Raw genomic sequence first — 22192 nt, forward strand, 5'->3', positions numbered from 1 at the left:
AGATCAACCAGCCACGCCGACCAAGATCTCAAACACGTTCTCAGATCCGGCTCGACGACGGCACAGGTGTCGACCTCGATGCCGCCGATCCCCGTGCTGTCGAGGCCACCGGCCCAAACGGGGACATCGACCTGCACTTCGACACCGGGTTGGCCGCCAACCGGTCGGCGATGTACTACTTTTCCGGCACCGAGAACGAGGCGAAGGCTGGCTGTTCGAAGACAGTAGCGAATGACACGCCCGCACCTGGCGGGGCGACTGCCGTCTCCGCCGGCGGGCAGTTCTGCATTCGCACCTCCGACGGCAGGATTGGCTGGATCAGCTGCAACGACGCGGAGTACAACAGCAGCCGAACCGGTTACATCGTTCTCAACTACCGCTTGTTCGACCAGGAATAGGTGGCGTGCCGCGACGGCACCGGGCCCGCACCGACGTGGTGGTGCGGGCCCGGTGCCTGCTCGGCGATCAGGGGAGCGTGCTGTGCCAGCAGCTGTTCTGCATGACGTTGCCCGGCCATGACCACGCCGGGAACTGCACCCAGTTGTAGGTGTTCGGGCCGTACTCGCCGTCCTCCTGGAGGCCGGCGTTGTAGGAGGCGTTCATGCGGCGCTGCAGGTCCAGCACCGCACCCCTGGTCTGCGGGCCGTAGTCGCCGTCGATGCCGATGTTGTAGCCGCTGCAGTACCTCAGGGCACGCTGCAGGACCTTCACCGCGTCGTTCCTGTTGCCCTGGCGCAGGACACAGTTGTCGTTGGCGGTCTGGGAACCCGCCGTCGGGATGTGCAGTACGTAGCTCGTGGTGTACGGCGCGTACACCGTCGTCCAGCTCGTGCAGGTGGGGGTGGCCGCCGCGGTGACGTCGGCCGTGGCGGGTGCCGCCGTGGCGAGGCCGAAGCCCGCGGCCGAGACCAGCCCCAGCACCGCGATCAGGAAACGCGATCTCTTCATCGAACTCTCCTTCTGTTTCAACATTGGTTGGTCAGTAGGGTGAGCAGGAACGTGTGTTCGGGTGTCGTGACCGAGAGGTGGTAGGTCCGCTTGACGTGGATCCACGCCTTGGCATACGTGCAGTGGTAGGCCGCGTTGGGCGGCATCCAGGCTTCCGGCGGCCTGTTCTGCTTGGAGCTGTTGGTGGTGCCCGCGATCGCGACCAGCTGCGGGTGTTCCAGGTCGTTCGCGAACGTCACGCGGCGCTTGTGCGTCCACTCGCTGGCACCGGCGTACCAGGCGTCTCCCAGCGGAACCAGGTGGTCGATGCCGACCTTGCTCCGATCGGTGCTGGTCCAGCCGTTGTCGTACGGGCTCGTCCACTCGCCCGCCGACACGCGGCACCCGGCGGGGGGCGCCAGCGTCGACGCCCGGCTGTCCCGCCGCAGGATGATCTCCCTCGTGTCGCAGTTCGCGCCCGGGTAGTTCGCCCAGTCCTTGGTCGGGGTCGGATAGAACGCCGTCCGGTCGTACTGCGCCGGGTTCGGTGGCCGGGTGTAGCGGTTGATGTCGTACAGCTCGGCCAGTGCGATCTGCGTACTCGGCGTCGCCACCGGGCCTGCGCCGTCGCGGGTGGCGCCGAGGGTGGTGGCGACCGCGGCGGCGTACCGTGCGGCGCCGGACTGCTTGGGGTGGAACGACTGCTGCGACACCCCGACGCCGGGTTCCTCGCCCTCGGTCTTGTCGGCGACGACGCGATGGATGGTCTCCCCGGTCGCGTCGGAGCGCGAACAGACCTGCGAGAGCTCGAACCCCACCCTCGGGTCCGAATACGACACCCGGACGTTTTCCTGCGTCAGGGTGACGACGGTCTCGAGCAGCGCGTCGTTGAGCGCGTCGCTCATGTTGTTGAGGAAGTCGATCTCGGTGTTGGTGAGGCCGAGGGTGAGCATGCACCCCGTATCCCGGTAGGTCATGTACGCGTCACGTTCCAGCGGGAACAGCCTCGGGTAGCCGACGACCACGATCCGCGCCTGCGACGCCTTCAGGTGCACCTGCCGGAGCACAGCCTCGACCGACGGCTTGACCTTCTCGTCGATGAGCTTGGGCAGCGCCGTCTTCAACGGCGCGGTGACCTGCGGCGGACCGGGGTACCAGTCGGTCGGTGCGCTCGACTCGCCGCAGTTCTGCAGCGGTGTCGGAGTCCCCACCGTGCACATCGTCATCACGTCACCGAAGTGCGCGTCGTTGCCGCCGATCTGCACCACGACCGTCGTCGTCCGGTCGTCGACGAATCCACGGTCCAGCTGGGACAGTTCCCTGTGCTGTCCGTGCCCGCCCTGGCCCTCGGCGTTGACCACACCGTCGGGCAGCAGGTTCTCCGTCTCGGCGCCGGAACAGGCGAGCAGGTGGTAGTCCATCCCCGGGTCGAACGCGTCCGCCCGGGCACCGACCGGCTGGTTCGAGCCAGGCAACACCGCCTGCCGGGACCACGCGTTGCGCGAGCGATGGCAGCCGTTGCGGGCCGCGGCACCGCCGGTACCGCTGTCGTCGGTTTCCGGGAAGTAGCTCTCCGCGCCCTCGCCGGAGGCGTAGGAGTCGCCCATCACGACCAGCTGCTCCGCGGGTTTCCCGGACAGCGGCAGGAACGCGATGGCGTCGTAGGCGATGTCCTGCGTGCCGTCGCCCTCGCCGGTGATCGACGACAGCGAGACCGACGGCGTGCCGGCGAACGGGAACGCGCCGAGTGACACCCAGCGGTGTTCCTGGGTCTTCTGCAGGATGCTGCGTCGCTTGACGGTCCCGTTGCCCAGGTTGATGTCGTAGGTGCCCTGCTGGGTGTGCGCGCCGTGGTCGGGCATGTGCACCACCACCCGGGCCCACTGGTCCAGCGACCGGTTGAGCGTCCAGGTGCCGGTGACGGCCCAGTTCTTGGCCTGGTTCGCCGAGGTCGTGCGGGTGTGGGTGAACCAGAAGTGGCCGCCGAACCCACCGCCGATCTGATGGAAGTCCACCTTGGAGTGATAGAGGCCGTCGGTGTGTTGGGCGAACCGCAACCCGAACGTACCCTGGCTGGTCCAGTTCCGCCCGCAGTCAGGACGGACCGACGGCACCGCGTCGGCGACGTCGTCGATGACGAGCGCGTTGGACGGCAGTCCGTTCAGGTGGCACCGTGGCCGGTAGCGGTTGCGTGACTCGTCCGTGTAGGCACCGGCCAGGTCCGCGTCCGGCGGTTCGGCGCTGCCCGGCCTGGCGAGATCGCTCGCCTCGTACCCGCAGGCGTTGCTGGCGGCGGTACAGGTCTTCCACGACGCGGCCGAGTGCCACCAGCAGTGGAAGTCGCTGCGCGTGCACGGGTTCGCCGACGTGCCGATGTTGTTGGGGTTGCACAGGTTCCCGGTTGTGGCGCTGGGCGCGCAGAAGGTGCCGACGGGTGGCTTCGCCTTGGTGCGGTGGTCCTCCGAGGTCCACCAGGCCTGCTTGTACCCGCCCTCGTACCCTTCGCCGCCGGTGTACTTCACGATCGGGTACGCCGCCCAGCCGATGACCTTCTCCGGGTACGGCCAGTGCTGGGGGTGGCGGGCGTCGTCGTAGTTGTTGTTGTCGAGGAAGGGGGTGCGGTTGAACGGGTAGTCCGGCCGGGCCGGGTTGTTCGACCAGCCGAGGCCGTAGTTGCCGCCCGGACCGTTGCCGGGGGCGTCGGTGCAGTTCGGACCGGGACTGCAGCCGGTGGTGTTGCCGGTGTTGGCCTGCGGGTTGACGCCGCTGTTGTAGGCCCACAGCGCGGCGAACCAGCTCTCCACGCGGTCCGGTCCCCCGCTGTTGACGCTCATGCCCAGGGCCTGGGTCTGGTTCCACTTCTGTTGCAGGATGCGGATTCCCGCAGCGATGTTGGTGGCGTAGTCAACCGCCACGGCGAGCTGTTGATCCGCGGGGAGCGTCCCCGCGCCGCTCCTGCGCATGCCGTCGGTGACCTGCGCGACGCCGTACCCGCAGTCCCCCGCGGCCCAGTTGATGCCCCAGCCGTCCTCGACGCCGTAGAAGCTGCCGACCAGCGGGTTGCCGGTGACGCCCTCGGCGACGTGGAACGAGGCCTGCCACAGGTTCGACTCCTGCGCCAGCACGCCGAGCAGCACCTGCGCGGGCACCCGCCCACCGCCGTTCAGCGGTACCGGCTGGAACATCTGCTGGGGACGCCACGCGGCCGGCATGCCCGACTGCTTCCAGTTCGCGGGTCGCTGCACGGTCAGTTCACCCTGGACGGCCAGTTCCGCGGCCCACTCCACCTGGCTCCAGTGCGGCTGGTACACCTGGATCCGAGCGTCGTTGCGCGCGATCGAGCAGGTCCGGTCGCGGTCGACGGGGTCGGTCGGCGACTCCGCCATGGGCGCGGCGTCCGTCGCGACCGGACCCGAGCGCGTCCCCTCCTCGGCTCGTGCCGACGGCCGGGCCGACGGGCTGACGGCGAAGTCGACGGCCTTGCCGGTGGCACGCACCGCCGCCCGCACCGAGAGTGACCGCTCCGGCTCCGACACCCGCGCGAGGTCCTCGCCCTGCCGCGTGCGGGACAGGGTGAGGCCGCCCTCGGTGGACACCTCGGCGTCGGCCTCTCCGCCCACCGCGACTACCGAGGCGGGCAGGCCCTTCGCCATCGCGGGCTTCCCGGTGACGAAGACCCGGCGTCCCGTCCCCGCGGCCAGGCTCACCTCGGTCAGCGGTCCCCGGCCGAGCTCGCTGGCCCTGCCACCCGCCAGTCGTTTCACCACCGACTCGTCGTCGTGGCGTTCGAGGTAGACCAGGCCGCCCTGCGCGTCGGGGTGCAGGCGGATCGCCGTACCGCGGGTGTCCGCCAGGGACGTTGCCGCCCCCTTGTCGTCCACGCGGACGAGCTGTCCGCCCCGGGCAGCCACGACACCGTCACCGGCCGGGACCGCCGAGGTGACCTCGCCCTTGATCTCGTGTGAGCGGACCACGGCCGCCTTGGCGGTGTCGACGACGTGCAGTCGCGTCGCACCGAGGTCGACCGCCCCGGACTGCGTCAGCACCGCCGTCTCCCCGGCGCCGCAGCCAGGGTTGTAGTAGGCGAGCGACACCGACACGTCCAGTTTGGTGACCGTTCCGGCGGCCAGGTCGACGATCGCGACGAAGGCCCCACGGTCGAACAGGTGGGCCCGGTTGGTGAAGTGCCGCGGCGCGTAGACGACCACGGCCTTCCGGCCCGACTCGGTGAGGCAGGCGTTGCCGATCCACCGGTCGGTCTCGAGCCACGGTTCGGCCAGGGTCGCCGCCGTCCGCCACGTGTACCCCGACTTCGCGTCGGCGACCAGCAGGTGGAAGCCGGTCGAGTCGCCGTCGGTGGTCCAGGCCAGGTCGTTCGACGATCGCCAGCCCTTGGGCAACACGGTGTCCCGGGTCTCCGGGTCCACGGTGGACCGATCGGTGCCGGTGAGGTCGGCGAACGCGGCCCCGGGAGAGGGAGCCGGCGGAGCCGACTGCGCCGCGGCGGTCGCGGCGAAGGGTGTCAGTAAGGTGGCGAGGAGGGCAGCCACGGCGAGCAGGACGAGTCTCGGCAGGCGCATGGCCTCAGCATCGGTACCCGCCGCCGTCCCGTACAGACAGCTTGCGCCACAACGCACAACGAAGGCCCGCACCGGCGACGGTGCGGGCCTTCGTCGTATGTGGAATGTCAGAAGGTGATCCGTAGGCACGGACCGCCACCGACCCTGCGGTGGCTCATCGCGCGGGCGGTCTGCGGGCCGTACACGCCGTCCGCGGAGATGCCCAGACTGGCCTGCACCGAGGTGAGCACTCGCCTGGTCTCCGGACCGAAGTGCCCGTCGACGCCGATGGCTCTGTGGTGGCAGTCGCGCAGGCTGAGCTGCAGGCTCGACACGGCGTTGTTCGGCCCGGCACCCTGCGAGGAGATGCAGTTCGGGTGCAACGTCGAGCTGTTGCCTGCCACGTAAGCGTTCTGCCACACGATGGCGGCGTCGCAGTAGGTGGCGGCCGCGGCCGAGGGGGCGCCCAGCGGACTGAGCACCCCGGCCGCGGTGAGAGCGACCGCGGCCAGGATCGATCGTGCGTGTGTCATCTCGGGTCCTTTCGTTGGTGTTCAACCGCGTTGGTGCCGTGGTGCGGTGGAGTCACCGTCGCTGATGATCGCACCCAGGCGCGTCCGTCTCGGTCACGGTCATGCGCCGTAGTAGCCGCAGCCCGCCCAGGCGCCGTTGTGGTCCCACAGCTTCCACTGGAAGTACTTCCGCGTGCGCGGCCCGTAGATCCCGTCGACCGTGAGGCCGGCGCCGTGCAGCTCGTTGATCCGCCGCTGGGCGGCGCGCACCGCGTTCCTGGTCTGGGGGCCGAACTGACCGTCCACGCCGATGGGCTGGTAGTAGCAGTCGCGCAACGACTCCTGGAGGGAGCGCACGGCGGGGCTGTTGTTGTTCGGGCCGAGCTCGCAGGTGATCTGGCCGGTCCCGTTGCCGACGCTCGGCATCCGCATGGTGGTCGGCCAGTCCGACGCGTACGCGACCGCTGACGTCCCGGTGCAGGTCGGTGCGGCGTGCGCCACCCCGGGTGCGAGCACCGGCGTCAGCGCGGCCGCCGCGACGACACCCAGCGCCGCCGACACCGTGCGCCTGTTCAGTGGACTTCTCATCGGGATACTCCTTCGTCCGGCGAAGGCCACGAGTGTCCCCCCGTCGGGGGCGCCTGACATCGGAGGAAACCACGGGCCCCGTCCCTCCGGAACTTCCGTGGTTTCCACGGACACGTGGCCGACGACTACTCCTCGGTGACGAACTTGCCCAGTTCGATGCGGTTGGGCAGACCGGTCTTGGCGAGCAAACTGGACACATGGGTCTCGACGGTGCGTTCGGACAGATGGAGGCGCTCGGCTATCTCGCGGTTGCGCAGACGTTGGCCCACCAGTCGCAGGACTTCGTGTTCGCGACGGGTCACACCCGCCGACAGGACACGTCCGGACACCGTGGCCGAGTTGGTCTCGGCGGCGCGGGTCTCTCGGTCGGGCGGCTCGGGCGGCACGGCGATGGCCCGGCCGCGCTCCGGGAACGCCGTGGCCTCGCCGGGGTGGCGGGGCCGGACCAGCGCGCCGACCAGCTGCCAGGCCTGGCGCGCCGCGTCCGGGAGGGGGATCCGCTCACCCGCGGTCGCGGCGCGGCGGGCCCTGAATGCCAGCGCGGCGATCCCCAGCAGGGTCACCACCGGCCCGGCCTTCCTGAACAGCATCGTTCCTCCCGTTCGCCGTGTGGTCCCACCATGGGCCTGACCGGCGTGAAAGGGCACGAGGTGCCCGTCGCCCGGCGATTGGGCGACGGACGACCCCCTTCATCCCGATGCGTCGAGGTCGCTCAGCAGTTGTTCCGCCACGTGTTCCTCCGACACCGTCGAACGGTGTTGCCGCAGCGCGGACGCGAGCTCGGGGTCCCATGGAGCCTCGGTGATCGCTCCCGAGTCCGGCCGGCCCGGGTGAACCGCGGTCAGGTAGTCCCGCGTCGACATACGCCACGCGGTCGCACCGGTTCGAGACATGACGTGTGCGGCGATCCGGATGCCCTCACCGTCGAAATCGCCGTGATAACCGAGCGTGACGCCCGCTTCGGTAAGCTGCCGCATCAGGAGCATGCACGCGCTGTTCGGCCACCCGGAGGTGGCGATCAACGGCGGGCATCGGGAACCGAGCCTTGCTATGGCCATCGCGAGAATGGACGGGTTCTCGACCACGCGGACACACGATGTGCTCACCGCCAACGGGCCGTGTCTCCTGATCTGCGCGAGGGTGATCACCGCGGCCTCCGCGTGCTCGGCCCACTGCCGCAGCGTGGCCGACAGTGGATCCGTGCCGACGGGTCGTAGGCCTGCGACGAGCACCGACGTGGACATCGCGTCGCAGGCGATTCCCGCGCGTTCCCAGCACGCTCGACGTTGCTCGGCGTCTTCTGGTGGCGGTTCGTCGTGGATCGCCGCGAGAGCCCTGAGAACAAGCGTGGACAACCTGGTGCCGTCGTCGAGGGCGTGGGTGTCACCGCAGACCGTACCGGCGAACGCGGGCAACGGCCGGCCGTCCGACGGCAGCTCTGCCAGCACGTCGAGGGCCCGGGCCAGGACCTCACGGGTCTTCTCGACCGACCCGTCGACCACACCGGTGCGCCGGACTCCGGCGACCCACGCCTCGAGCGCCGGCTGGCCAATGACGATCTCGTGCTCTGCCAACCAGTTCCACAGCTCGGATCGTGCCAGGCGATCGGACTCCCGCCGCAGAGTTCGGTTGTCGAGCGGCCCGACGATCGCCGTCACGACGGCACGCGCCTCCATCCCGACGGACGACCGCAGCACCTCATCCAGAGTCGCGACCTGAACGGTCGTCTCGGTCGGTGGTGTCCGGTCGAGCCCGAGCAAGTCGGCGAGCGCGGACCGCTGCGACAGGTCGAGGCCGCGCAGTGTCACCCTGGTGACCGCCTTGCCCGACGAGTACCGCTGCCACAACGCCCGCCACAACGGCGCGAGCTCTGGCCCGCCGTAGAGGACCCGCGGGTCACCCATCTGGGTCCTCGTCCGGCAGGACCACGCGTCCGTTCCAGGTGAACCGCGCCGTCGTGACCGCGTCGTCGCCGTCATCCCCGGTGAGCAGCTGGTGGATCGCGATTCCGTCCAGCTCCTGGTAGTCGCACCACTCGTGGTCGGAGGTGAGCACCATGTCGAGATCGAACCCGACGAGCAGCTCCAGCAGCTGTCCCCGGTTCGTGCTGTCCACGCCGACGAACACCTCGTCGAGCAGGATCAACCGCGGCGCGACGGGTGTCGCCTGGTAGTGCGCGGCCGCTGCGGCGAACAGTGGGAGGTGCAGGACGATGGCCTTCTCACCACCCGACAGGGCGCCGTGGAGCCGCCTGGTGACCGGCTGCCACCCGTCGCCCCTGCCTCGGTCGACCTTCACCACGAACTGGTGCCACGCCGTGTAGTCCAGCACCTGGAGCAGCTGCTGCTCCCACCCGGCGGCGGTCTCCGCGGCGCGGGCCTCGTCGACGCGCTCGCGGAAGAACCGGTGCAGCGCCTCGCGTTCGGATTCCCCCAGGCCCGCCGGGTTGCGCAGCAGCAGGTTCCTGGCCTCCCTGGTACCGGGTGGCAGCTGCGGATCGACCTGCCAGACCAGGCTCACCCGCACCTTCGATGCGGTCCGGACCCGCTCGAGCCGAGCGTTCATCGTGTCCACAAGCTCGTTGGCCGCACGGATACGATCGGCGAGATGCCGCCTGGTGTCGCCGGTCAGTGTCTTGTCGAACAGCTCGCGCTCGCCGGCCGTGATCTGTTCGGCCGTGCGCTCTCGTTCAGTGCGCAACAGGTCCAGCAGTGCGGCCGCACCGTGCCGGACGCCGTCGACGGTCGCGGTGAAGACCCTGACGTCCTCGTCCGGCTCCAGCGACAGGTCGACTCGGCCGGCCAGCGTCTGCTGCGCGTCGTGCACCGCGTTTGCCAGGGTGGCCTCCGCGTCGCGCACGTTGCGCGCCTCGTGTGGCACCCGGCCGAGCCTTTCGGCCAGTCGACGGGCCGCGTCCAGAACAGACCGCTTGCTGTCCATCGCATCCAGCTCCACGCGGGCATCCGCGGGTAGCGATCCCATGGCCAGCTCACGGAACCGGCCCTCGTACTCGTCTCGGACCGCAGCCGCACCAGCCTTTTTGGACTCGTCGTTGTCATGGCGTTCGCCCAGTGTGCCGATGAGCTTGCTGAGCCGGATGTCCTCGCCGCGTAGACGTTCGCGCTGACCGCCGATCTCCTTCAGCCTCTCGCGCAGGGCACTGAGGTCGTCCGCGAGCGTGCGAAACTCGGCACCGACCGATCGCTCCACCTCGGCGAGCGTGACCGCCGCGGTCTCCGCCTCCTCACGCCGCGCCACCGCGACGTCTTCGGCATCCGTGGCGGTGCCGGCCGTGGCCGCCGCCCGGGCAGCGGCCGCACTCGCGGACGACGCCCTGGTGGTCGCGTCGTGCCGGCTGTCCAACCAGTCGTCACCGATGGCCCGGAACGCCTGCACCGCCGCGTCCACCGCGGACAGGCCGGTCTCACTGGTCGGCAGTCCGTGCTCGCTGCCGGCACTGGTCAGTGCCCGGAGCGCTCGGGTGGCCGCCTGCTCTGCCGCTGCCAGTGTTCGCTCGGCCCGCGCGACCACGTCGGCCCTCGCCGACTGCCGCTGTTCGGCCTGCGCCTGTTCGCGTTCGGCGTCGTCGAGCGCGGCGTACCCGGGCCGCTGGTCCAGGTCACCGGCGAGTTCCGCCCGCTGGCGGGTGAGGTCCCGCAGCGCTTCGTCGATGACCTCGACCCTCCGGTCGAGGTCGCCGATCAGCTCGTTCAGCTCGGCGATCCGGCGTTGCCTGGTCCGCTCCCGGGCCGAGGCGCCGAGGTACTCGCTCTCGGTCTTGTGCCAGCGGCCATGCGCGCTCGCCAGCCGCCAGGCGCCGTCCGCGCCCACGGCGGCCTGGTGGTCGGGCGCGGTGTCCCCGAAGGCGATACCGGCCAGCAGCGCACGTACCCGGTCGGCGACCACGGGTGAGTCCGGCTCGACGGCGAGGATCTCGTTGAGCGACCGTCCCGGCGCCGGGACGGCGAGCAGCGCCTCGGCGAAGACGTCCGCGTCGGGCGCGGCCACCGCGCCGTCCGGGAGCACCCACGCATCGAGCAGGCCGGCCGCCTCCAGCCCCGCCTCGACGGCTGCCTGGGTCTCCGCCGGCACGCCCGCGCGGAAGTCCACGACTCGCCACAGCGGCGCGCCGGCCAGCGTGGTCCGATCGGCGCCGCGGGTGTGAGGCGCGGGCGGGAGCCGATCCACCTTCCGTTCCAGCCGTTCGCGTTCGACCTCGTGTCCGCGCCGCTCGGCGAGCACCGCGCCGCGTTCTCCGCGCAGCGTGGTTTCCGCGCCCGCGAACCGTTCCCGCAGCGTCGCCGACAGGTCGGCCACGATCGTGTCGACGGCCGCACGGTCGCCGGCGAGGTCGGCCAGCAGCTCGGGCTCCGGCACGGCGAGCTGCCGACAGCCTCGGGCCCACCTGACCAGCTCCTCGCCGAGGTCGGCGAGTGCCTGCTCGTGCTCGCGGCGGGCGGTGTCGACCAGCGCCGTGGCGGTGGCCAGCTCCTCCCGCGCCCCCTCCAGGTCGGACTCCGCCCTCTCCCTACCGGTCACCGCCTGCTGATGCGTGCCGAGTGCCTGCCGTACCGCCCGGACCTGTCCCGACCTGCTGTCCACGGCCGCGCGAAGCAGTCGCCTGCTGGTCTTCAGGTCCGCGGTCGCGTCGATCTCCTCGTACACGGCGGGCATGCCGGCCCGGTCGGCGGCCAGCCGGGCCTCCGTCGCACCGCGGGCCGCAAGCTGGGCAACGCGTTCCGCCGCCTCGACCGCGTCCTGCGCGGCCGAGGCGTCCTCGTCGGCTCGCTCCCGCAGCTTCGCCGCATGGCGGGTCGCCTCGCCGGCACGGTCTCGCGCGCTGAGCACGTCCCGGCGGAGCTGGTCGAGCCGGCGTCCCTCCTGGTAGGCGGGCAGGTCGACGATCGCCTGGATCCTGGCCTCGGTCGTCGTGGCCTCGCCGGCCAGCTCAGCGTCCCGCGTGGTGACCCGTTCCAGATCGCGGTTCGCCTCTTTGAGCTTCTCCTTGCTCTCCCTGGCCGCGCGGGTCAGCTCGGTCATCGTCGAGGTGGCGGCGATGAGGTTCGCCGCGGCGGCACGCAGCACCCGCTGGGCGTAGGTGCGCTGCCGCGCCGCCAGCGTCTCCGCGGCCGCGACCTCGGTGTCGAGGTCGGCCAGCTGCTCGCGCTGACGGTCGAGGCGCTCGAACCCCTCGGCGATCTCGGCGATGTCCGTGTGGTCCAGCGGTGGCAGCGCCCTGGACAGCAGCGTCGACAGAACGGCGGGGTCGAGCCGCTCGGACAGCTTCGGCGTGCGCAGCTGCAGCAGCGCGGAGATCAGCGCGTCGTACCGCTGCTCGTTCACGCCGGGGAACAGCGTCTGGCGGATGGTGCGGCGGTACTCGCCCGGCGACGGGTGCACCTCGCCCTCATCGCCGATGGCCGTGGCCAGGTCCGCGCGGACGAGCGGCCGACCCGCGGCGTTGACCAGGGCGAGTCCGTCGGGCAGGCCGATCCGCTTGGTCGTGGTGAAGTACGTCGAGGCCACGTTCTTGGTGTTCTCGGAGGCCGCCAGCCGCGCCCCACAGCTGAACCACCGCTTCTCCCCGTCGACGATCCGGCCGAACTCCAGCCAGACATACCCGACACGGTTACGGCCGGAGCTGCCTTCCCCCATCAGGTTCCAGTGCATCGTCCGGTCACCACTGCCGAAGGTGGACAATCGGTGAGGACGCAGGTTCGCGTCGAGCAAGTAGGGCAGCAACAGCTCCAGCGCCTTGGACTTCCCCGTCCCGTTCGGCCCGCGCAGCAGCAGCCGGCCCTCGTGGAAGGAGAAGGTCTCGCCGTAGTAGCGCCAGATGTTGATGATGCCGGCCCGCGTTGGCCGCCAGCGGTCCGATGTGGACGATCGGTCGACGGGCTGGTGAGCGGCCAGCTCGGTCACGGTCATGCCGGTACCTCCCGTGACTCGACACGTTCGACGGCGTACCGCGCGGCCGCCGGCAAGGCGAGAACCGCGCCGTCCGCGTGGCGTTCGGCCAGCCCGACCGCGCACAGTATCGCCACGCCGTCGTCGACGAGCCGCTCGGCGCCACCGTCGGACTGGTACGCCTTGGCCCAGGAACGGAACCGACCCAGAAGTTCCTCGACGGCGAGTACCAGCTCCCCTGCCGGCACGGGGTTCGCCGAGCCGCCCAGTCGGTCCAGCAGGTGGAGTGCGGCGACCTTGGCGTGCGTGCTGTCGTCGGGGAACCTGATGTCGGTGGCGATGCCGTCCGGGTCGATCACCAGGTAGCCCTCTGCCCGCTCTTCGAGCACGCACCCGGCCTGGTGGACACCCTGCTGTATGAGCCTACGCCCGGTCGGCGACGCCAGGTAACCGAGCTGGGCGGGGGTGAGCTCCCGTCGATACACGACGGGGTCATCCATCAGCCGCCGCATGATCGAATGCCGCAACCAGAGGTTCCGTTGGGTGTCGGACACGACGGCGTCCGGATCCGCTGCCGGGTCGACGGCACTGCCGTACCGGCGCTCGACGACCAGGTCCGCCACGTCGGGCGTTCGGTACGACTGGTCCTCGACCGGAGGCGGGCTCAGCCGGGACGGCGACACCGGGGCGGCCAACAGGCCGACCAGCAGCGTTGTGTCGACCTCGTACAGGACCTTGGCATCGGCGTGGTCGACGTAGGCGTCCGTCGCGCCGTCCACCGAACGTACGGCGCCGGTTCGCTCCAGCCATTTCAGCACGTCCACGTAGGCGGACCGTTCGTCGCGGTGTGTCGGGTCGAAGGTGCGGACCTCGGTTTCGGCCGCACTGGCCTGGACCACCCGGTCGGCGAGCACCCCGATGGTCGTCACGGGGCCGGCGAGCAGCTCGGCCGCGACCAGGCACAGCAGGGTGTAGCGGCGTCGGTCGAACGGGGCCCGGGAGGAGCGCAGGCGGCGGGCGGGCCGGGTGGCGTCCGGCCGGTCGCTGATCTTGGTCAGCCGTGCATAGCCGAGGCGAGGCTCGACGACGACACGCCAGCCGCAGTAGTACTCGAACCACCTGACGATCGGGCCGCGCCGGCGCCGCAGCAGGTCGAACCCGTCCTCGTCGGTCTCGGTGGTCAGCAAGGGCTGTACCAGCAGCAGCCGAACACCGCGGGAGACCTCCTCCGCCTCCTGCCTCGCCAGCTGGTTGGCGAGATTGCTCATTGGGCCCGGCTCCTGGCGGCGGCCCCGGTCGCGCGGATGTCGACGAGGAGGTCGGGCCCGGTGAAGGTGCCGCGCGGCGTGCGGATCGTGGCCGTGGCCGAACCCCGGGGATGGCGCAGCCGGATCTCGACCCGCCCGTCGGCCGTCGTCGCCCGCCGGACACCGGCCGCGTCGCGCTGCGTCGCCAGCGCCCTACCGACCAGGTCGAGCAGCCGGTGAAAGCTGTCGTGGTCCAGCTGTTCGAGGCTCGACAGGGAAACCGGCCCGCCGGTGGCCAGCTGCCGCCACGCTGCCTCGATCTCCGCTCGTTCCCTCCTGGCCGCCGCCCGCCGCAGCTCGCGCAGCTCCTCGACGTCCCGGACCTTGCCGGTGCGGGCGACGTGCTCGGTGCGACCGCTGCGCCGCAGCAACGGCGACACCGGCACCGGCGGGGCCGATGCCCAACTCTCGGTGTGGGAGATCAGTTCGTCGTCCTCGTGCCCGAGATGCGCGTGGCGTGCCGGCCACATCCCGAAGGCGGCGTTGAACAACCGGTGCGCGTCGGCCTCGGTGTCACTGGCCGCGAACCACCGCGCCAGCGCCCGGAAATCGGCCGCGGCACTGGACGAACGCCGCCTGCTCTCACTCATCCGGTCCAGGACCCGCAGCAGCGACACGATCGCCCGTCGCGCCACGTCCTGCAGCTCGTCCACCCGGGGCGCCCCACCCTCCGTCGGGCGAAACCACAGCCGCAGGCCGTCCCACTTGGTGGACCGGTGCCGCAACCATTCCGTGCCCGGGTCGCCGGCGCTCAGCTGGGGCAGCTCGGCGCCCGCCAGCGCCCGGCGGTGCATGGGTCCCACGCCCGTGTCCTCGACCCGGCCGAGCGCTTCCCGGATGGTGTGGCGTCGCTGGTCCAGATTGGTCACGAACTCCTGCAGGTAGCCGACGGTCGCCCGCTTGACCTCGTGAAAGGTGGCCAGGTCCAGCTGGTCGTCGCGCAGGAGCCGCTGCAACTCGCTGTTGAACTGCTTGGTGTTGGTCCGCAGCGCGTCGAGGTGCCCTTCCAGCTCCATCAGGGTGGTGTAGAGACGCCGGTCCGACGAGCCGGCGGTGGACAGGAGTTGGTGCAGCTCGTCCAACCGGTCCGCGATCGCGTCGAGCACCGCGGTCTGCAACGCCCCGCTGGACGCGAGGGCGTTCAGCGCGTGCTGTACCCCCTCGAACGCCGCCTCTCCGCGCTTGGTGAGCAGATACTGCAGGTTCTTCCGCTCATAGTCCTCGGCGGTCGTGTAATGGACGGCGTGGTTCTGTACCACGTCGACCAGCCCCCACTGCCTGAGCCGGGACAACGTCCATTCCAGCTCCTCGTCGGTGACCGCCTCGAACCAGCCGACCGAGCGCAACCGCGCACGCACCTCGTCGAAGGTGAGCGCTGTCTCGAGCCGCTCGTTGGCCTCTCCGAACGCGTACAGCGTCGCGGTGTGCAGTTCCGCCTTGTCGGTCGTCGTGAACCTGAACATGTCCGGCGGCACCCGGGGCAGCCTCGCCAACGGTCACCTCCTCTCGGCTCCGGCTCCCCACAGTAGCGAGGGCAACCGACAGAAGTGGCGCCGACACGACCGCCCTGACCGTTCTGGCTGGGAGACGAAACCTCGGAACCCGTCGGGCCCTCGGTCCCGTCGGGTGGGCAGGAACCCCGGAAGGACCGTGATGCAACCAGCTCTGGAGCGAGAGTACGTCGACTACGTGCGGGCCAACGTGACCTGGCTGCGCCGCTCGGCCTACCGCCTCTGCGGCGACTCCCACCGGGCCGACGACCTCGTCCAGCAGGCCATCACGAAGCTCTACGTCAACTGGCGCCGGGCGCGCGCGGCCGACAACACCGATGCCTACCTGCAGCGCATCCTCGTCCGCGTCTTCCTCGACGAGCGGCGGTTGCGCTGGTCGGGTGTGTCGCTGTTCGCCATGGCCCCGGACGTCGTGGTCCAACCGGACGGGCGGGCGGACGACCGGGCCGTGCTGCGCGCGGCACTCGACCGGCTGCCCCGGCGGCTGTGCACGGTGCTCGTCCTCCGGTTCCTGTTCGACATGTCCGTCGAGGACGTCGCGGAGGTGCTCGGTTGCAGCCAGGGGACGATCAAGAGCCAGACCTCCCGAGGACTCGCGGCCATGCGACGCCTGCTCGACGACACCTCGGTGCCCACGGCCACGAAGGAGGCCTGACATGGAACGACTGTTCGAGCTGCTCCGGGAGGACGAACCACTCCCGCCGTCCCAAGTGGACATCTATCGCGCGGTCCGGGCGGGCAGGCGGCGGATCCGGATCCGCTGGGCCGCGACGGGCGCGTTCGTCCTCGCCGTAGCGCTGCTCGTGCCGGCCCTCGCCCTGCCCGCCGGCCCCGGGCCGTTCTTCGAGCCGGGCACCCGGCTGGCCATCGCACCCGAGGACTTCGACCCGATGCGGCGGACGGTCACCCTGACCGAGGTGCCTGGCGCGCGCGCCGACGCCTACACCACCGCGGCGCGCTGGCAGCAGGTCGGCGTGCGGGTCGGCACGAGCGGGTACGCCACCGTCACCGTCTACGCGCCCGGCCGGACGGCCACCGGCATCGTCAACGGCGAAGCCGGGCTCCTCAACCCGGAGGCCGGGGAGCCCGCCGACCCGGTTGGCGGCCACCGGGCCCACTGGCTCACCCTCGACAACGGGCTGACACTGGCCTGGCAGTGGGGGGACCGGGGATGGGCCTACCTCAGCATCCAGGACGGTGAGGGGGCGGATCGCGAAACCGCCCACCGCATTGCCGCGGCCGTGGTGGTCCACGAGCCGCGAGCGGTGGCGATGCCGTTCACCCTGCCCAAGCCGGACGGCCTCCACCTGGTCGGGACCTCGACCCACGTGGAGCTGCCCGGGGCTGGCGCGGCGTTCCTCCGCGCCGGGGTGCTCCTCGCGGCCGAGGACCCATCCGACCCCAGCCGCGAGGTCGGGATGATCACGGTGAGCGCCGAGCGGAGTGACAAGACCGCCGGGCACCTCGGCGCGGACACCACCCTCGGCGGCCGTCCGGCCATGGTCACTCCCGGTGAGGTCATCATCTTCGGGCTGCCCGACGGGTTCGCCGTCGAGGTCAGCTCCTTCCGGGACAACGGACAGCTGGACGAGATCGCCCAGTCAGTGCGGCTGGTCGCTCACGCCGGCACCACGTCCACCTGGGTCACCGATCCCGTCGAGTGACGGAAAGGTCCGTGGACCGCACCGCGGTCAGGGACTGGCAGCCCAATCAGACCAGGCCTTGGGACTGAAATGCCGGTTCTTCACGAGCAGAAGCGTGGCAAGAACCGCCAACCCGACCGCAAGGACGATCGAGACCACCTTCAGAAGGACCGAGGAGAAAATCCCAAACCCGCCAAAGCCGACAAGGAGAGCGACAAAATAACACCAGAAAGCCGCACTTGGCGGCGCGTTCCTCAGACCGCGCTTGATGCTTCTACTGGTTGTCATGACATATGGTTACCCGAACACACGATGCCACAAACGCCCTGTCAGGGCACCCGGCCACGCCCGTCCATCGAGGAGCCCGCCGACGCGAGGACCGCTGCCCGGGTGTGTGGGAAGCGCAGGGTCACGGTCGTGCCCCTTCCCTCGGTCGACTCGATGGTCAGCGCTCCTCGATGGGCCTGGACTATCGCCTCCACCATCGGCAGGCCGAGGCCGGTTCCCGGAACAGCGTGGTTGGTGGCGTTGCTGGCCCGGAAGAAGTGGGTCGTGACGTGGTTCAGATCCCCCTCAGGGATTCCCATTCCGTTGTCCGCGCAGGAGATCACGATCTCCCCGGTTTGGCGATCCACGGCGTGCGACACGTTCACGACATCGCCGGGGCGGCTGAACTTGAGCGCGTTGCCGACGATGTTCACCACGGCACGTTGCAGGTGGACGCGGTCGCCCAGGATCAGCTCGGCGTCACCGGGACCCGCTTCGGCGCGGAGGCGAACCTGCTTCTCCTGGGCCATGGACCCGAGCTCCTCGACGGCGTAGCCGAGGAGGTCCGCGACCGCCACGGTCTGACTCTGCAGCAGAAGTCGTCCGTTCTGGATGGCACTCACGGCGAGCAGGTCCTCGATGAGCCCGCGCAGCCTGTCGGTGTTCCGCTCGATGATGACGAGCGTCCGCAGGTGGGCGTCGCTCACCTGGTCGTCCTCGTCATCCATCAGTACCTCGAGGTAACCACTGATCGAGGTCAACGGGGTGCGCAGCTCGTGGCTCACCGTCGCCAGGAAGTCGTCTCTCTGTCGCTTCAGCCGTTCCAGTCCCATGACGTACCGCGCCTGCTGTTCGCGGTGTTCGACCTCGACGATCTTCTGCGCGAGGAACGCCGCCACGTGGTGGAACACGGCGATCTCCGAGTGGCCCCAGCGACGGGGGCTGCTGCCGGACAACGAGATCGTGCCCAGCGCGCGCTCGTTGAAGCCGATGGGCACCACCAGGAGCGCTCGGGCGGCGGCCTCGTCCTGGACGGGAGTGAACCACTGCTCGTGCTCCGCGCTCTGGACGCGGGTGTCCGCGAGGGCGAGATGGGTCGAGCGGCGCCAGAGCTCCTCGGCCGCACCGCACACGTACGGTGGGAGCTCGGCCGGAGGTGCGACGAGCCCCGGAGCGTGCCACCGCGCGAGGTATCCCGGCTCACCCGAACCAGCTGTCAGGCAGATCGCCAGTTGGTCCCCGCCCGTGACCGGGCCGAGCACCGTGCACACAACGTCCGCGGCCTGCCGCACCGAGGTCGAGTCCCGGATTCCCTGGACCACCTCCAGTGCGAGCCGATGCAGACGCAGCGTGTCTTCCTGGTCGCCGGCGAGCTGGGTGGTGTGCCGCATGAGCTCGTTGACGACACCCGCCAACTCGCGCACCTCTCGCGCACCGTCCTGCCCGTCGGCGACCACCGGCTCACCGTCCTGGAACCGCGTCACAGCGACCCGCAGCCGTTGAATCGGGGCGAGGAGCGAACGGATGGCGTAGCGAGCCAGGTACAGGGTCCCGAGCAACGCCGACACGGTGAGGACGACGACCACGGCGGCCGCTCCGGATGACGTCTCGGTGAGCGTCGGACCCTGCCCGTGCAGCAGGAACCCGGCGCATACGCCCGTCAGCAGCAAAAGGACGCAGAACGCGACGACGAGGGTCCACACTCGCCGGTGGGTCGAGCCGCGGCTAGCCATGGTCGACACCGCTGTTCGTGAAGCCCTGCCTGGCCATCGCACCCCACACCGGTGTGCGGCGGGTGACGGCCTGCCAGGCGCCCTCCAGTCGCCACCAGGCGGTGATCTGGCGGTATCCGACGTTCTCCAGGACAGCGGCGGCAAGCAGCACGGCGAGGTCCTGCCATCGCGGGTACTTGTGGAAGGACAGCTCCTCGATGACGAGCACCGCGAGGCTGAGCACGATGGCGTAGCCGTAGGCCACCGCCAGGAACAGCCCGACATAGCCCGGTCCGACCGCGCCGACCGCCAGGCCGGCGGTCACCAGGACGAGCCCGCCCAACTCGAGTACGGGAGCCAGCAGCTCGAACAGCCAGTACCACGGCAGGGCCACCGTGCCGACCCGTCCGTACCGGCGCCGTCCAACCATGCCGCGGTAGGTCCACAGTGTCTCCCACAGCCCGCGGTGCCACCGGCGGCGCTGCCGGCGCAGCACCGCCGCGGTCGAGGGAACCTCGGTCCAGGCGATCGGTTCGGCGACGAACACGATCCGGTAGTCGCGCCGTTGGTCCCGCAGGTGCTTGTGCATCCGCACCACGAGATCGAAGTCCTCGCCGAGGGTGCCCGCCCGCATTCCCCCCACCTCGACCAGCACGTCTCGGCGGAACAGGCCGAACGCGCCGCTGATCAGCACGACGGCGCCGAGTCGGGACCAGCCGGCTCGTCCGAGCAGGAACGCTCGCAGGTACTCCGCGACCTGGATCCTGGCCAGCCACCGCGCGGGCATGCCGATCCGGACGACGCGGCCGGCCACCACGGTGCAGCCGTTGGCCGGGCGGATCACCCCGCCGGTCGCCACGACTCTGGTCGGGTCGTCGGTGAACGGCTTCGCGACGGTGAGCAACGCGTCCGGATCGAGCAGTGAGTCGGCGTCGACCACCGCTACCAGCGGCTCGGCCGAGGCGTTGATCCCCGCGTTGACCGCCTCTGTCTTGCCGGAGTTCTCCTTGCGCACGACGACCAGGCGCGTTCGGCCGTCCCTGGGCACCGCGACGGCGTGGACGGGGGCGGTTACCGGCACCTCGGCAGGGAGGACCCGGTCCAACTCGACCAGGTCGAAGGCGGCTGCCAGCCGACCGAAGGTGTCGTCGGTGCTGCCGTCGTCGACCACCACGACCTCGTGCCGCGGGTAACGCAACGCGAGCATGGCCTGCACGGCGGCCACGATGCCGGCGGCCTCGTTGTATGCGGGCATGATCACCGACACCCCCGGTGCGAGCCTGCCCCGCAGCGACTCGGCGGCTCCCCTGTGCCGGGTCCGACGCATGTGCCCGACCAGGGACACCGCCGCGAGGAGTACCAGCAGCAGGTAGGAGCTGTTGATGAGCAGGAAGTAGCCGATGAGTGGCTCCTCGACGGTCCGCAGTACCGCCGCGAGAAGCTCCCGGAGATCGTGCATCGCGGTCAGCTCCCCACCCCTGAGTAGAGCTCGGCTCCGTCCCTCAGGCGAGCCATCGACAGCGCGACGGCCGCGATCCGCCCGCTCCTTCCCCCTGCGAGCGCGACCACCGACAGCAGGTCGAGCCCGGTGTGCCCCAGTCGTGCCAGTGCCTCCGCGGCCAGCTGAGCCAGCCGGATGTCCGGGTCCGCCAGAAGCTGGACCAGGACGGTGCCCGCGCTGGGGTCACCCAACTCACCGAGAGCCGCGACCGCGGTCCGGCGAAGCTCCGCCGGCTGACCGTCGGCGGTGTGGGTCGCGAGGACCGCCATGTCGTCGCGTGATCCGGCGGCCCCGACAGCTCTGGCCGCGAACATCCTGACGTCGAGCTCCTGGTCGTTGACGAGCCGGTCGCGCAGCTGGGGCAGCACGCCGCTGTACGCGCCGTCCGCGGCGACCATGGCCGCCACCACACGCTGGTCGATCTCGCCGGTGGTGAGCGCCTCGCGGATCGCGGGCAGCGCACGCACGCCCAGGCCCAGCAGTGCCTCCGCGGCGACCGCGGTCGGGATCCCGGGGCGCCTGCGCACCGGCGCCAGCGCCCCGATCAGCGCGCCAGCGGCTCGGTCGGCGCCGACCAGCCCGAGAGAGCGTGCGGCGACCATGCGCACCTCCGAGGAACGATCCGCCAGCAGCGGGATCAGCACGTCCACGTCCTGGTCGCGCCCGGCCAGGCCGAGCAGGTGCGCGTTGCGTGCGCGGCGGACCGCGGACCGAGAACGCAGGGCCGCGCGTGCCTTGTCGAGCTCCCGTCGCTCGTCGAGCAGGCGCACGAGGTGTACGGCCGCCTCCCCGCGCACCTTGCTGAGCAGGGCGACGGCGGCATCACGCACCGGGCTCCACGCCCGGTCGGACACCGCGGAGACCTGGGCCGCCGCGGCTCCGCTGTCATCGTCGCCCGCGGCAACCGTGAGCAGAAGTCCCCGGTAGGGCGCCGCGGCGGCCTGCCGCGAGGCGTCGAGGACGAGCCGCCCGATGCGGCTCGTGGCGACAACAGCCACGAGCAGCACACTGACCGCGGCCATCGAGAGGATGGAACCGACCAGCAGCTGCACGCTGTTCATCAGCCGGACCGGGCCAGAACGGAGTTCACGCGGTGCACGAGCTCACGCGGGCTGAACGGCTTGGCCACGTAGTCGTCCGCGCCGGCCTCGAAGCCGGCGTCGACGTCGCTGTCGCGGATGCGCGCGGTCAACAACACGACCCGCACCTCCCGGGTCACGTCGTTCTCCCGCAGTCGGCGCAGCACGTCCACTCCGGACAGGCCCGGCATCATGACGTCCAGAACCGCGAGCCGTGGTGGATCCGACTCGATCGCGGCGAGCGCCGAGGCCCCGTCTGACACGGCGACCACGTCGAAGCCCGCCTGGGTCAACTTGTACATGACAAGATCACGAATATCCGGGTCATCGTCAGCGATGACGACCCGCACCGGTGCCGACCCCATGCCACTCCCCTTGCCTCTGGTGTACTGGCAGAACTATCGGCCGTCTCGTCGTTGACCTGAGCCCGGTAGTGCCCGGGTGTCAGGCGCTCACCAGTTCTTCGGCAGCGATGAGGGCGCCATACTGCGTGAGCGGAAGGGCGACCGTGAAGCAGGAGCCACCGTTGGGGTTGTCGCTGGCGACTACCGTGCCTTGATGCCGTTCGGCGATCCGCTTGCAGATCGCCAGTCCCAGCCCGGTTCCGCTGTAGTCCACGCCGTTGTGGGCTCGGTGGAAGTCGCCGAAGATCTTCTCATGCTGCCCAGGAGGGTTTTTT

16 protein-coding genes and 1 pseudogene are annotated in these 22192 nt (G+C 70.5%); 3 read left to right on the forward strand and 14 right to left on the reverse strand.

The features are described from left to right. Nucleotides 1-398: pseudogene (locus tag BU204_RS40460) on the forward strand (hypothetical protein); the annotation flags it as partial. Nucleotides 399-465: 67 nt separating this feature from the next. On the opposite strand, the gene BU204_RS35675 reads toward BU204_RS40460, so the two are convergent. The 9 genes from BU204_RS35675 to BU204_RS35715 all read right to left on the reverse strand — a co-directional run bounded on the left by BU204_RS35675 (nt 466) and on the right by BU204_RS35715 (nt 15263). Beyond that, complete coding sequence (locus BU204_RS35675; protein WP_075130213.1) at nt 466-948, reverse strand: peptidoglycan-binding domain-containing protein; 483 nt, start codon at nt 946-948, stop codon at nt 466-468. Between the two features lie 17 nt (nt 949-965). Next, on the reverse strand, nt 966-5507 hold the full coding sequence (locus tag BU204_RS35680) for a GmrSD restriction endonuclease domain-containing protein (RefSeq protein WP_075130212.1): 4542 nt from the start codon (nt 5505-5507) through the stop codon (nt 966-968). A gap of 107 nt (nt 5508-5614) precedes the next feature. Further along, nucleotides 5615-6019: a peptidoglycan-binding domain-containing protein gene (locus BU204_RS35685; protein WP_075130211.1), complete on the reverse strand. Its 405-nt coding sequence runs from the start codon at nt 6017-6019 to the stop codon at nt 5615-5617. Between the two features lie 99 nt (nt 6020-6118). After that, complete coding sequence (locus tag BU204_RS35690; protein ID WP_198943099.1) at nt 6119-6586, reverse strand: peptidoglycan-binding domain-containing protein; 468 nt, start codon at nt 6584-6586, stop codon at nt 6119-6121. 125 nt (nt 6587-6711) lie between these two features. Then, nucleotides 6712-7176, reverse strand: coding sequence for a response regulator transcription factor (locus tag BU204_RS35695; RefSeq protein ID WP_075130209.1), 465 nt, complete (start codon nt 7174-7176; stop codon nt 6712-6714). A gap of 99 nt (nt 7177-7275) precedes the next feature. Beyond that, nucleotides 7276-8490, reverse strand: coding sequence for a TIGR02679 family protein (locus BU204_RS35700; RefSeq protein WP_075130208.1), 1215 nt, complete (start codon nt 8488-8490; stop codon nt 7276-7278). Beyond that, nucleotides 8483-12514, reverse strand: a complete 4032-nt coding sequence (locus BU204_RS35705; RefSeq protein ID WP_075130207.1) for a TIGR02680 family protein — start codon at nt 12512-12514, stop codon at nt 8483-8485. Before BU204_RS35705 ends, BU204_RS35700 begins: the two co-directional genes overlap by 8 nt. Further along, nucleotides 12511-13761, reverse strand: coding sequence for a TIGR02678 family protein (locus tag BU204_RS35710; RefSeq protein ID WP_075130206.1), 1251 nt, complete (start codon nt 13759-13761; stop codon nt 12511-12513). Before BU204_RS35710 ends, BU204_RS35705 begins: the two co-directional genes overlap by 4 nt. Further along, the gene (locus tag BU204_RS35715) at nt 13758-15263 is read right to left on the reverse strand and encodes a TIGR02677 family protein (RefSeq protein WP_075130215.1); all 1506 of its coding nucleotides are present in this window, start codon (nt 15261-15263) and stop codon (nt 13758-13760) included. The genes BU204_RS35710 and BU204_RS35715 overlap by 4 nt, the downstream gene beginning before the upstream one ends. A gap of 190 nt (nt 15264-15453) precedes the next feature. On the opposite strand from BU204_RS35715, the gene BU204_RS35720 reads away from it, so the two are divergent. Both BU204_RS35720 and BU204_RS35725 read left to right on the forward strand, forming a co-directional pair. Next, complete coding sequence (locus BU204_RS35720) at nt 15454-15966, forward strand: SigE family RNA polymerase sigma factor (protein WP_075130205.1); 513 nt, start codon at nt 15454-15456, stop codon at nt 15964-15966. 1 nt (nt 15967) lies between these two features. Further along, complete coding sequence (locus tag BU204_RS35725) at nt 15968-16975, forward strand: hypothetical protein (RefSeq protein ID WP_075130204.1); 1008 nt, start codon at nt 15968-15970, stop codon at nt 16973-16975. A 308-nt stretch (nt 16976-17283) separates the two neighbouring features. On the opposite strand, the gene BU204_RS35730 is transcribed toward BU204_RS35725, so the two are convergent. The 5 genes from BU204_RS35730 to BU204_RS35750 all read right to left on the reverse strand — a co-directional run. After that, complete coding sequence (locus BU204_RS35730) at nt 17284-18954, reverse strand: sensor histidine kinase (RefSeq protein WP_143229980.1); 1671 nt, start codon at nt 18952-18954, stop codon at nt 17284-17286. Further along, nucleotides 18947-20392: a glycosyltransferase family 2 protein gene (locus tag BU204_RS35735; RefSeq protein WP_075130202.1), complete on the reverse strand. Its 1446-nt coding sequence runs from the start codon at nt 20390-20392 to the stop codon at nt 18947-18949. The genes BU204_RS35730 and BU204_RS35735 overlap by 8 nt, the downstream gene beginning before the upstream one ends. Nucleotides 20393-20397: 5 nt before the next feature. Beyond that, nucleotides 20398-21495, reverse strand: coding sequence for a HEAT repeat domain-containing protein (locus BU204_RS35740; RefSeq protein ID WP_075130201.1), 1098 nt, complete (start codon nt 21493-21495; stop codon nt 20398-20400). Then, entirely contained in the window at nt 21495-21878 is a 384-nt protein-coding gene (locus BU204_RS35745) for a response regulator transcription factor (RefSeq protein WP_075130200.1), read from the reverse strand. Before BU204_RS35745 ends, BU204_RS35740 begins: the two co-directional genes overlap by 1 nt. A gap of 79 nt (nt 21879-21957) precedes the next feature. Then, a partial coding sequence (locus BU204_RS35750; protein WP_143229987.1) for a sensor histidine kinase occupies nt 21958-22192 on the reverse strand: 235 nt, incomplete at its 5' end.

This window comes from Actinophytocola xanthii, assembly GCF_001921205.1.
Lineage (GTDB): Bacteria > Actinomycetota > Actinomycetes > Mycobacteriales > Pseudonocardiaceae > Actinophytocola > Actinophytocola xanthii.